The organism is Belliella baltica DSM 15883 (genome assembly GCF_000265405.1).
In the GTDB taxonomy this organism is placed as follows: domain Bacteria; phylum Bacteroidota; class Bacteroidia; order Cytophagales; family Cyclobacteriaceae; genus Belliella; species Belliella baltica.
Genome location: NC_018010.1, coordinates 1,329,253 through 1,340,877, shown reverse-complemented (window position 1 = coordinate 1,340,877; position 11,625 = coordinate 1,329,253). Strand labels below are relative to the sequence as shown.

Here is an 11,625-nt window from a genome sequence, read left to right as displayed (position 1 = left end):
ATCAACAAATGAAAAATACAATCAAATACATCAACAGAATCTCAATAGTTTTTATACTGGGATTGACTATTGCCTCCTGTGGTTCAAAAAATGAAGGAACAACAGAGGAGCATCACGAAGAAGGTGAGAATACGGTAGAACTCACTGAGGCACAATACGATCAGGCAGACATTCAGATTGGAAATGCCGAAAGAAAGGTTATCGGTTCTGAGCTACGGGTTAATGGAGTGATTGGCGTGCCTCCTCAGAGCAATATTTCCATCAACATGCCCTATGGTGGCTTTGTGAAATATACCGAAATGCTGCCGGGCAGCAAAGTGAAAAAAGGTCAGCTTTTGGTAGTGATTGAAAATCCGGAGTTTATCCAGTTCCAACAGGATTATCTTGAGGGCTTGGCCAATCAGGAATTTCTGAAAGCAGAATATGACCGTCAGAAGGAGTTGTTTGATGAAAAGGTGGCCTCTGGCAAAACCTTTCAACAGGCTAAAAGTGACTACCTGGCCAATGAGGCACGAATTAAAAGCATGGAAGAACGTTTGAAAATTATCGGTTTCAATCCAGCAAAAATACGTCAAGGTACCGTTTCAGCGTCTGTCAATATTTATGCCCCGGTAAACGGTTCAGTTCGAGAGGTGTACACCAATGTAGGCAAGTACATCAACCCACAGGATGTGATCATGGACATCACCAATGCCGAGGATCTGCATGTGGAACTGACGGTATATGAAAACGACATCCCACGGGTAAAGGAAGGCCAGCGCATCCGGTTTGCCCTTGCAAATTCACCCGAAGAATGGCGGGAAGCCGAAGTGTTCCTTGTGGGCAGTGGAGTAAGGGAAGACCGTTCCGTAACCGTACATGGACATTTAAGAAAAATGCATGAAGACCTGAAGCCAGGCATGTATGTAGCTGCCAGAATCGAAACCGACAGCAATGAAACCTTGACTGCTCCGGAAGCCTCTATTGTGCGGTTTGGTGGCAAGCAGTACGTTTTTTCATATGCGGGTAAGAAATCAGAGAACGGTGAAACCGTGCACGATTTTGAAATGCTGGAAGTCATCAAGGGATATACCGAAGACGGTTATACACAGATTTCTTTGGCCGATACAGCGGAGGACTTGAGCAACATTCAACTGGTCACCAAAGGTGCCTTTACCCTCTTGGCGAAGGCCAAAAATACTGAAGAAGAAGGCGGTGGACATGGGCATTAACAGAATTAACAATTATGATCAAAGAACTTGAAAATAAACTCAAGCAAAAGGATATCCGACCAACAGCCATGCGGCTGTTGGTGCTGGAAGCCCTGACCAGTCAGGAGGCGGCCATCAGCCTTTCTGACCTGGAAAAAGCATTTGAAAAGTCTGACAGGGTGACACTATTCCGCACCCTGAAGACCTTTCAGGAAAATGGACTGGTACACAGCATTGATGACGGTAACGGAGCGCCAAAGTATGCGCTTTGCGAAGAGGGATGTGAATGCAATATCGAAAGGGACTTGCATGTGCATTTCCATTGCCGGGTGTGCAGCGAAACCTTCTGTTTACCCAAATACAAAATCCCGGAAATTAATCTGCCGACCAACTTAAAAAGCGAAGAAGCCAACCTGGTGGTAAAGGGTGTTTGTGGGAAGTGCACAGGTTGAAAATTGCAATTACTGTGCATTGGGTTTACACGTATTTTCAGATAAAGCACTTAACGAGATGAGATCAATACAAATTATGAACACAATAGAATATGATCGTGATCCTTAAATCAATCAGCATTTTCATACTGGCCGGTCTTTGCGAAATAGGCGGTGGCTACATGATCTGGCTCACTTTACGTGAAGACAAGCCTTGGTGGGTGGGGGCATTGGGCGGCCTGATCCTGATAGGCTACGGCATAGTGGCCACCTGGCAGCCGGCCAATTTCGGAAGAGTATATGCTGCCTATGGCGGGATCTTCATCATCATGGCGCTTATCTGGGGCTGGAAAGTAGATGGTATCGTGCCGGATAAATATGACCTGATCGGAGGAGCTGTTGCCCTCCTCGGGATGCTCATTATCATGTATGCTCCCAGGACTTCTTAAAACAAACACAATGGACAAAAACAAAATCAGCTGCAAGCTCACTACTCCGGAACTGAGGCAAAGAAAAGCTACAGTGATAGCTTCATTAAAAGTGCGGGTATTGGAAAAACAGGAACTTGCCAACGGGTTCAGGTACAGATTTGACAGCTCGGATCAAACACTAGATCTGCTGAACAATTTCATCAAGACCGAACGGCTTTGTTGTGACTTTTTAATACTGGGTCTTACAGTTGCCCATCAGGATTCTCCGGTCTGGCTCGAATTATCAGGCCCGGAAGGCGCAAAGGACTTTATCAAAAACGAGATTGAATTTTAGAATTTAACCCAGGCCGATCATGACCACCTTACTAACCGGCACCATCATGCTTAGCCTCCTCCACGGACTGATCCCCAGTCACTGGCTGCCGGTCCTGGCTTTGAAGGAAAGATTCGGCTGGCATGGAAGCAAGACCCTCCGTATTGCATCTGTGGCGGCTTTGGCCCATTCGCTGAGTACCTTTCTGTTGGGAGTATTTCTGGGCTTATTTAGCCTTTCATTGGCAGGAACGCTTAACAGCTACACCCGTTGGGTCATTCCCTCATTGCTTATCGCCATCGGCTTGTATTTCATCATCCAACACCACAGGCACCATCATTTTCACTTCAATGAAAAGCAAAAGCTGGATCAGGCCGGAGCAACACAAGTAGTGACCTTACTGGTATTCATGATGTTTCTTTCGCCCTGCCTAGAAATTGAAGCCTACTTTCTGATAGCAGGGACTCATGGATGGCCGATGATCCTGACAGTGGGCTTGCTCTACACCATCGTTTCCGTGTTAGGGATCACCTTTTGGGTGTACCTCGCACAGAAAGGCCTTCACCGGTTCAACTGGCACAAGCTGGAACACAATGCAGGACTGGTTTCCGGTAGCATACTTATTCTTACAGGAATCATTTCCTTTTTCACCCATTAAACAGATAGGACTATGGCATTTACAAACGATATAGAAAATAAAGCTTGTTGCAATACCGATCCGCAACCAAACAAACAAACGAAACAAGTAGAAAAAGCCCCCTCCACTTTCCTGCAAACCTGGGGCAGTGGCATTGTGAGCCTTATCATGCTTCTGGCCGGAATTGCGGCTGACCAGTTGGAACAACCTGCATTTTTCAACGGTTGGATTCGCATCGGCTGGTATGTGCTGGCCTATTTGCCTGTGGGTTGGCCGGTATTGGTCAAAGGCTGGAAGTCCATACTGAGAGGTGATGTGTTCACCGAATTTTTCCTCATGGGCATAGCCACTCTGGGAGCTTTTGCCATAGGCGAATATCCCGAGGCGGTGGCGGTGATGCTTTTCTATGCTATTGGTGAGTTGTTTCAGGATGCAGCTGTGAACCGAGCCAAACGCAACATCAAAGCCTTGCTGGACATCCGCCCCGATTCGGCCTCTGTGTATAGAAGCGGGCAAATGGTGTCTGTACACCCGGAAGAAGTACAAATTGGGGAAACCATACAAGTAAAACCCGGAGAAAAAATACCGCTCGATGGGGAAATGATCAGTGAAAAAAGCAGCTTCAATACTTCCGCCCTGACTGGTGAAAGTAAACCAGCCACCTACAACAAAGGAGAAAATGTGCTGGCTGGGATGGTGAACCTCGACAGGCTGATTGAATTGAAAGTGACCAGACGGTTCAACGAAAGTTCACTTGCCCGCATCCTGGAGCTGGTGCAGAACGCCACCGCCCGCAAGGCAAAAACCGAGCAGTTTATCCGTAAGTTTGCACGAGTTTACACACCCATCGTCACCTTTCTGGCAGTGGGATTGACCTTCCTGCCTTATTTCTTTGTAGAAAACTATGTGTTTGAAGACTGGCTTTACAGGGCTTTGATCTTCCTGGTGATCTCGTGTCCCTGTGCGCTGGTCATCTCAATACCGCTCGGCTATTTTGGAGGAATAGGCGCAGCTTCCCGCAAAGGGATACTGTTCAAAGGCTCCAACTTCCTTGACCTCATGACAAAAGTCAATACTGTGGTGATGGACAAAACCGGAACGCTTACCAAGGGAGTGTTTGAAGTTCAGAAAGCCGTGACCATGGAGGGTATCACTACAGATTGGCTTAGTCTGGCGGCAGCTATGGAAAGCAAATCCACCCATCCCATCGCAAAAGCCATTACAGAATATACTAAAAAGCAGGGAGGGAAAATTTCAGAACCCGAGCAACAGGAAGAAATAGCCGGGCACGGCCTGAAAGGAAAAGTAAATAGTAAGCATGTGCTCATTGGCAATCAAAAACTGATGGATAAGGAAGGGATCGTTACCTGTGCTGATGCTGCCGAGGAGGTCAATACCGTCATTCATGTAGCGGTTGACCAAAAATATGCCGGTTACCTGGTGATAGCCGATGAACTCAAAGAGGATGCTGCCCAGGCAATCAATGCATTACACAAATCAGGAGTTCGGGAACTGATCATGCTGTCAGGAGACAAGAATGCAGTGACTCAACAAGTCGCAAAATCACTCGGAATAGATAAAGCCTTTGGTGATCTGCTGCCAGAGCAAAAGGTGGAAAAGGTAGAAGAACTGAAAAAAGATACCAGCCGTGTCATCGCATTTGTAGGGGACGGTATCAACGATGCGCCCGTCCTTGCTCTGGCAGATGTGGGCATGGCAATGGGTGGTTTGGGTAGTGATGCCGCCATCGAGACAGCCGATGTGGTCATTCAGACCGACCAGCCCTCTAAAATTGCTACTGCTATTCAAATAGGTAAACAGACTAAACGGATCGTATGGCAAAATATCGGCCTGGCTTTCGGTGTAAAAGTCATAGTCCTTGCCTTGGGTGCCGGAGGCCTGGCCACTATGTGGGAAGCCGTATTTGCCGATGTGGGAGTGGCACTACTGGCAATATTGAATGCGGTGAGGATGCAAAAGTAATTAGGAATATTTAAAGCTATGGAAATGATAAACTCACTTTTTAAATGTCTGATAACTATAACCAACTATATGAAGATTTAGAAGAAAAGCTTAGAATGATCGATTTGGAGGAAGATAACCTCCTCAAAAAATCTGAACAGAGCTTTCAAATGGTCCTGATTGCCATTAACCAGTTAAGGGAGGGCTTGACTAAAAACCCATTAGATTCTCAAGCTAGCGAAATCCTGTTTTTCAAGGAGATCAAACCGAAATTCGTTAGTAAGCTCATCTACCACCTCAGTGTATTCAATATCGAAACCAATAAACCCAACGGAGGAATCAAGGTAAAACGTAAATACTATCAAAATGAGTTGGATAAGCTCAAACGGTACTTCGACAACAACCTGGAATTTTACCGCTATTACCGTACCCACAGCAACTACCTGGACCACAAGTATTTTGTCCGTGGCAAGCAAGATATACGCTTAACCCTTGATTCATTTTTTTTTCGAGACCGATCCAAATTTCTCTACCAGCCATGATTTTAAAGTTTCCAACATCCTGGCCAATGATCTGCTCAACGTCTATTTGGAAGATGAATTGAATAAGCTGGATATGAGGGACTTAAGCAACGGAAAATCACAAGTCGAACCGAAGGGGAAAATGGCATGGACAGACTCCAAAGTAGCTCTGATTGAGCTGATGTACGCCCTCCATGCCCGTGGGGTCTTTAACCATGGCAGAGCAGACTTGAAAGAAATTTCCAAATGTTTGGAAGACACATTTGGAGTAGATTTAGGGCAATACCACCGCACATTCCTCGAAATACGTATCAGAAAGACAGGAAGGACGAAATTCCTCGATTCCCTGCATGAAAGCCTTATCCGCAGAATGGATGAAGCTGATGAGAAATAGCACAAAATCTTTCCCAACTTCGGTTTGCCTTGTGAATAAAACCCACTAAACGGGAACATCTTCGCTATTCAATCAACATTTGTTAAGATATGGCAGCAGAAGTTATTACTACGGATGACCTTCGTGAGTTCAAGATTGAACTCCTGGAAGATCTCAAAAGGCTACTCAAAGAACATTCCGGACAGCCAACCAAGAAATGGCTGAAATCCTATGAGGTTCGCAAGCTCCTGGGCATTTCGCCCGGCACATTGCAGAACCTACGGGTAAACGGCACATTACCTTTTACCAAGATAGGAGGAGTGATCTATTATGACTATGCAGACATTCAGTCCATGCTCCAGTCCAATAAGTTTCAAAACCGCTTGAGGTAAAAGCACATGGCCGGGCATGAACTACATCAAGCACCTTTCCGCAGCGTTCCAGCAGATGGATGCAGATACCAGGCTCACGCCCTACCACATCAGTTTGTATATGGCCTTGTTCAGGCGGTGGAATCTCAACTTTTTCAGGAACCCGATTTCTGTATCCCGGGACGAACTGATGAGGTTGTCAAAAATCGGTTCAGTGAACACCTACACCAAGTGTCTGAAGCAGTTGGATCAATACGGGTATGTCCGCTACGAACCGTCATACAATCCGCATCGGGGTAGCCTCATTTACCTGTACAGTTTTGATAAAGGTAGTGAGACAGGTGCTGATACAGGTAGTGAAATAGCCGTGAGACCTTATACAAACAATACAAACCCTTTAAACAGTGAAAACGAAACAAACTTGGGTGAGCAAGCTGAAAATTTTGATAACGCTTCAAATGATTCGAAAATGAAGAAAAAAGAAAAGTTGCGGCAAAAGAAAAAAGAAGTCTCGGGCTATGGCCCGGATATTCCTCCACTGGAAGCCCATGTGAAAATCTACTTTGATGAAAAGGGCTACCCACCTGTGGAGGCCGAGAAGTTTTACAACTACTTCCAGAGCAATGGCTGGCTGGTAGGTGGCCGCTCCAAGATGAAAGACTGGAAAGCAGCCGCCCGCAACTGGATGCTGAACGCACAAAAATTCAATGCCTATGCAAAAGATCAGCGAAACTATCAGCCAGGTCCTAAACCCGGAAACCTCCACTCAGGAACCGGCAAGGACTATGGCGAGCCACTCTAAGTCTCACTCAGAGAGTGTTCGAAGCAATGTCATCCAATTCGACAAATGCCTTGAATTCCTGGAGAAAGCAGGCAAAGAATACATCAGTCCAAAATTCCAGATATGGAAGGAAGACCACTTGATTATATTCAAACTTTTGGTCTACTTTTATCAGGACAAACCCAATGCTGAAAAGCACGGCATTGACCTCCACAAAGGCATTTTGCTGACCGGCCCTGTCGGTTGTGGCAAAACCTCCCTGATGACCTTGCTCCGATTCATGCTTGCTCCCAAAAAACAGTACATCATCAAATCCGCTCGTGACATCACCCTGGAATTCATTCAGGACGGCTATTCTACTATTAACAAATATTCCAAAGCAGCCTTCCAGCAGACAGGTGGAGAGCTGATCCCGAAAGCCTATTGCTTTGATGACCTGGGAGTAGAGTCCAACATCAAATATTATGGAAACGAAACCAACGTAATGGCTGAGATCCTTCTAAGCCGCTACGATATGTTCATCAGCCGCCACATGCTCACCCATGCCACCACCAATCTTTCAGCCAGTGAGATTGAGAACTGTTATGGGAATAGGGTAAGATCAAGGATGAGGGAAATGATAAATGTGATTGCTTTTGACAAAGAAGCGAAGGATAAAAGAGTGTGACATGTCCCAGCGTGGTACATATGCAGGTTTTCATATCCTATTCTTCAGGTTTTTGTCTCATGTCCCATCATGGTACATATAATTTGTTTCATGTCCCAATTTTCGTATTTTTGTCTCATGTAATTTACAAATGAAAAATATCGATCCATCTAAACCATTCAATGATTTGCCTCTTTTACCCGCTCCGGTGGAAAAAGTGGAGACTATCGAAATACTCAAACAGGAAAGTAAAGCAGCGGTTGCCCTTGCTGAGTTGAAGGGATTGGCAAGAACACTACCCAACCAAGGTATTTTGATCAATGCCATTGTACTCAAAGAAGCACAGGCCAGCTCAGAGGTGGAGAATATCATTACCACGCATGACAAGCTCTACCAGGCTTTAGCCGCCAAGTCAATAACAATTGATCCTTCGACAAAGGAAGTCCTACGTTACAGGGAAGCCCTGCTCTATGGCTTTGAAGAGATCAAAAAGAAAGGCTTCCTGAATACCAATGGTATTACTCGCATTCAGGCTATACTGGAAGAGAATGAGGCTGGGATCAGGCAGCTACCAGGTACTTCTTTGAAAAATGATCTGACAGGGAAAACAATTTATACACCGCCAGATGATAAGGAAATAATCGTCAGACTGATGAAAAATCTGGAAGACTTTATCAATGATGAACCCGATGGCATGTCACCTCTGATCAGGATGGCCATACAACACTACCAGTTCGAAAGCATCCACCCATTCTATGATGGAAATGGCCGAACAGGAAGGATTATCAACGTGCTTTACCTCATCCTTCACAACCTATTGGAAATACCCATGCTGTACCTCAGTGGCTACATTATTGGCCACAAAGGAGCTTATTACAAATTGCTACAGGAGGTGAGGACTAAAGACAATTGGGAAGGCTGGATATTGTTTATGCTCAAGGCCATTGAGGATACTGCGACAAAGGCCATTTCCCAGATCCAGGGGATCAACAGCATCTTCAATGATATCCAGGAAAAAGTGAAAGCAGAAGCTCCGAAAATCTATTCAAAGGATTTGATCGAGCAATTGTTTGTCCACCCCTATACCAAAATAGAATATATCTCTAATGGGCTGGGCGTAGAAAGAAAAGCCGCTTCCAGGTACTTAAAGACTTTGGAATCCATTGGAATCCTAAAACTCGAACCTATCGGGAAAGAGAATATTTTCATCAACCAGCAATTGTACCAACTACTGAAGCAAAGTTAGACCATGGCCAAAGCTCGAAAATCCATACCCCAAAAAACGAAATCTCTCTTACAACAAGAGATTAACTCCCAGTGCCCAATCTGTGATGATCAGAATGTGGATCATTTTGAAATTCATCATATTGACGAAAATCCCGAAAACAATTCCCCTGACAACCTTTTGATGCTTTGCCCGATTTGCCATTCCAAGATTACTAAAGGAGATATTAATGTGGAGGAGGTCAAACAAATCAAGACCTATCTTATGATTAAAGCCAAAGGCAAATCCAGTGCAAAATCATCAAATACCATCAACATCAAAGGCAATGTATCCAACTCAACGGTAGCCAATTCGATCAGTGCTCAGACAATTGTCTATAAATCCCGAAGCAAACCCAAGATGGAATTCGCAGATGGTGCCATTGGTAAAAAAGCGGAATTGAAAAACTATGTGAAGCATCTGATTGATCGCTATAACGAATACAAGGAAGGAGATGTTGGTAAATCCAAAATGAACTATGCTGCCATTTGGGGCATCATCAAAAAGGAATTTAAAGCCAGTGCCTACCAAGTCCCAGAAGCCCAGTTTGAGGCTCTTTGTTCCTTCCTTCAGTATCGCATAGACAACACAAAACAAGGCAGGATCAACAGAGGGAGAGGACACAAAAATTACTCAGGATTCGATGATATTTACGGGTGAACCTCCCTACACCCATGCATGTAAATACTAAAAAAGCAACCATTCGTAAATCCCGAACAGTTGCTTCATTTGTAAATGTTGAGAAGGTATTACTTCCGCTTCGTTACCAACTCATACACACAAGGTATCACCACCAGATTGAGCAAAGTAGCAGAAAGTAATCCTCCCAAGATCACCACTGCCATCGGGCTTTGAATTTCATTACCCGGCTCCCCGCCTTTCAAGGCAAGCGGAATCAAAGCAAGTCCTGTGGTAAAGGCCGTCATGAGAATTGGATTCAATCTGTCCAATGCTCCTGTTTTGAGCAGTTCAAACCCTTGCTTTCCTTCCTTTCTCAAATCCTCATAGCGAGACACCAACAAGATGCCGTTACGGGTAGCGATACCAAACAAACTGATAAAGCCAATAGTAGCGGCAATGCTGATGATACCGGAAGTGAAGTACACAATCAAAATCCCACCGATCAGAGCTAATGGCAAGTTGATTAAGACAATGAAGGAAAGCTTGACATCCTGAAACTCATAATAGAGCAATAGAAAGATGATGAGAATAGCCACCACCGCAGTAATTAACAGCAATTGAGAAGCCTTCGCTTCACTTTCAAATTGTCCGCCATATTCAATCCGATAGCCTTCCGGTAGTTCAATATTCGCTTCAACAATCTGCTGAATCTCGTTGACCACACCACGCAAATCACGGCCTTGTACGTTCGCAGCTATCACAATCTTTCGTCTTACATTCTCTCGTGAAATCGTATTCGGAGAACTTAAAGACGTTACATCTGCCAACTGATCCAGGGTGATTTCACCACCATTCGGCAAAGCGATCAAAGCAGACTGTAGGGCTTCCATACTATTTCGCGACTCCTTTTGAAAGCGGACGACTAGGTCAAATACATCTCCGCTGCTCTCATATATGGTACATCACCAACAGAAGATGCACCACCTTGAGCGATAAACTTCCTGTTCATGTAATCAATTTTAGAGAAGTTTGATGCGGTGATCTCGTCAATAAACGGATCTCTCATAGCTGGATCAGATGCATTTGGATCCCACAGCCCTTTTCTTGCATCAGTATCAGAAATCTGATCATATAGCAAACTATTGATTGCTTTAGGATTACCTCTGATATTAGTAGAACTGAAATTTACAGAAAGATAAGCAAAGAATGAAGCAAAGAAAGTCTGCTGATCATCTTGCTGTCTGCTACCCCAAATCCACTCTGGATTATCAACATTGTTGAATCCATCATAAAGCTGAGTTTGAGACATCAAAGGATATCCATCTCTAGCTAAACTTGCTTGCTGCGCAGCTACTGTGTAGTTCCCTTGCGTCAAGGCGATTCTTGCTTTGATTCCTCTAGCAACATTGATGTTCAAATGAGATTTAGCAGCTCTACTTGTACCTAACAAAGCAATTGCAGCATCTATATCAGCATTCACTTGCGTATAAACTTCAGCAACCGTATTTCTAGCTTGACCTTCGGTGATTGGTTCAGTTACGATAGGTACACCCAATTGTGAATTGGCACCTCCTGCATCAAAACGCTCAGCAAATAATTGAACCAAATTCCAATGTGCCCAAGCCCTGTAAGCCAAAGCTTGACCTTTGATCTCATCTTTATCTGCTTGAGGACCTTCAGCATCATCAATATTCGCAATGATCATATTCGCATTTCCGATGATTCTGTAGTAGAATCTCCAAACAAAACGAACATCTCCATTTGTTTCGTCATTATGCCTTAACCATCTTGAATAAGATACAAACCAACCATTTCCTTGAGTTGTCATAACTAAGTCTTCAGCCATCACATCTCTAACGATCATTACGCCACCTTCTCCAGGCTGACCTTGGCTATCCCAACGAATAAACATGGCTCTGTGAATACCATTTAAGGCAGTTCTAGCATTTTGTGTAGTCGTAAACACAAGTCCCTCTGAAACTGCATCAGTAGGAATCGTGTCTAAATAATCTTCAGCGCATCCAAAACTTAAGAATGCTGCTAATAGGAATATTTTACTTATTATTTTTTTCATGATCTTTATC

Annotated in this window: 15 protein-coding genes; 13 read left to right on the top strand and 2 right to left on the bottom strand. The window is 44.4% G+C overall.

The window, feature by feature from the left end:
- The first annotated feature begins 8 nt into the window (after positions 1-8).
- The 13 genes from BELBA_RS06235 to BELBA_RS06180 all read left to right on the top strand — a co-directional run bounded on the left by BELBA_RS06235 (position 9) and on the right by BELBA_RS06180 (position 9,580).
- Entirely contained in the window at positions 9-1,211 is a 1,203-nt protein-coding gene (locus BELBA_RS06235) for an efflux RND transporter periplasmic adaptor subunit (RefSeq protein WP_014771894.1), read from the top strand.
- Between the two features lie 14 nt (positions 1,212-1,225).
- Positions 1,226-1,642 (top strand): Fur family transcriptional regulator, encoded by a 417-nt coding sequence (locus tag BELBA_RS06230; protein WP_014771893.1) that lies wholly within the window; start codon positions 1,226-1,228, stop codon positions 1,640-1,642.
- 92 nt (positions 1,643-1,734) lie between these two features.
- Complete coding sequence (locus tag BELBA_RS06225; RefSeq protein WP_014771892.1) at positions 1,735-2,070, top strand: YnfA family protein; 336 nt, start codon at positions 1,735-1,737, stop codon at positions 2,068-2,070.
- A 10-nt stretch (positions 2,071-2,080) separates the two neighbouring features.
- Positions 2,081-2,386, top strand: coding sequence for a hypothetical protein (locus tag BELBA_RS06220; RefSeq protein ID WP_014771891.1), 306 nt, complete (start codon positions 2,081-2,083; stop codon positions 2,384-2,386).
- Positions 2,387-2,405: 19 nt separating this feature from the next.
- Positions 2,406-3,023, top strand: coding sequence for a hypothetical protein (locus tag BELBA_RS06215; protein WP_014771890.1), 618 nt, complete (start codon positions 2,406-2,408; stop codon positions 3,021-3,023).
- A 12-nt stretch (positions 3,024-3,035) separates the two neighbouring features.
- Positions 3,036-4,985: a heavy metal translocating P-type ATPase gene (locus tag BELBA_RS06210; protein ID WP_014771889.1), complete on the top strand. Its 1,950-nt coding sequence runs from the start codon at positions 3,036-3,038 to the stop codon at positions 4,983-4,985.
- 44 nt (positions 4,986-5,029) lie between these two features.
- Entirely contained in the window at positions 5,030-5,506 is a 477-nt protein-coding gene (locus BELBA_RS20090; protein WP_245531141.1) for an RteC domain-containing protein, read from the top strand.
- Complete coding sequence (locus BELBA_RS20085) at positions 5,457-5,879, top strand: RteC domain-containing protein (RefSeq protein WP_245531140.1); 423 nt, start codon at positions 5,457-5,459, stop codon at positions 5,877-5,879. Before BELBA_RS20090 ends, BELBA_RS20085 begins: the two co-directional genes overlap by 50 nt.
- A gap of 89 nt (positions 5,880-5,968) precedes the next feature.
- Positions 5,969-6,250 carry a helix-turn-helix domain-containing protein gene (locus BELBA_RS06200; protein ID WP_014771888.1) on the top strand — a complete coding sequence of 94 codons (282 nt, stop codon included), beginning with the start codon at positions 5,969-5,971 and terminating at the stop codon, positions 6,248-6,250.
- 16 nt (positions 6,251-6,266) lie between these two features.
- On the top strand, positions 6,267-7,031 hold the full coding sequence (locus BELBA_RS06195; protein ID WP_014771887.1) for a hypothetical protein: 765 nt from the start codon (positions 6,267-6,269) through the stop codon (positions 7,029-7,031).
- Positions 7,015-7,677 (top strand): AAA family ATPase, encoded by a 663-nt coding sequence (locus tag BELBA_RS06190; RefSeq protein ID WP_014771886.1) that lies wholly within the window; start codon positions 7,015-7,017, stop codon positions 7,675-7,677. The genes BELBA_RS06195 and BELBA_RS06190 overlap by 17 nt, the downstream gene beginning before the upstream one ends.
- Positions 7,678-7,807: 130 nt before the next feature.
- On the top strand, positions 7,808-8,902 hold the full coding sequence (locus tag BELBA_RS06185; protein ID WP_014771885.1) for a Fic family protein: 1,095 nt from the start codon (positions 7,808-7,810) through the stop codon (positions 8,900-8,902).
- Positions 8,903-8,905: 3 nt separating this feature from the next.
- On the top strand, positions 8,906-9,580 hold the full coding sequence (locus BELBA_RS06180) for an HNH endonuclease signature motif containing protein (RefSeq protein ID WP_014771884.1): 675 nt from the start codon (positions 8,906-8,908) through the stop codon (positions 9,578-9,580).
- Positions 9,581-9,669: 89 nt separating this feature from the next.
- Here the strand turns inward: BELBA_RS06180 and BELBA_RS19040 are convergent, their stop codons facing one another.
- Both BELBA_RS19040 and BELBA_RS06175 read right to left on the bottom strand, forming a co-directional pair.
- Positions 9,670-10,431 (bottom strand): efflux RND transporter permease subunit, encoded by a 762-nt coding sequence (locus BELBA_RS19040; protein WP_052307614.1) that lies wholly within the window; start codon positions 10,429-10,431, stop codon positions 9,670-9,672.
- A 32-nt stretch (positions 10,432-10,463) separates the two neighbouring features.
- Complete coding sequence (locus tag BELBA_RS06175) at positions 10,464-11,615, bottom strand: RagB/SusD family nutrient uptake outer membrane protein (protein WP_014771883.1); 1,152 nt, start codon at positions 11,613-11,615, stop codon at positions 10,464-10,466.
- Positions 11,616-11,625: the final 10 nt, after the last annotated feature.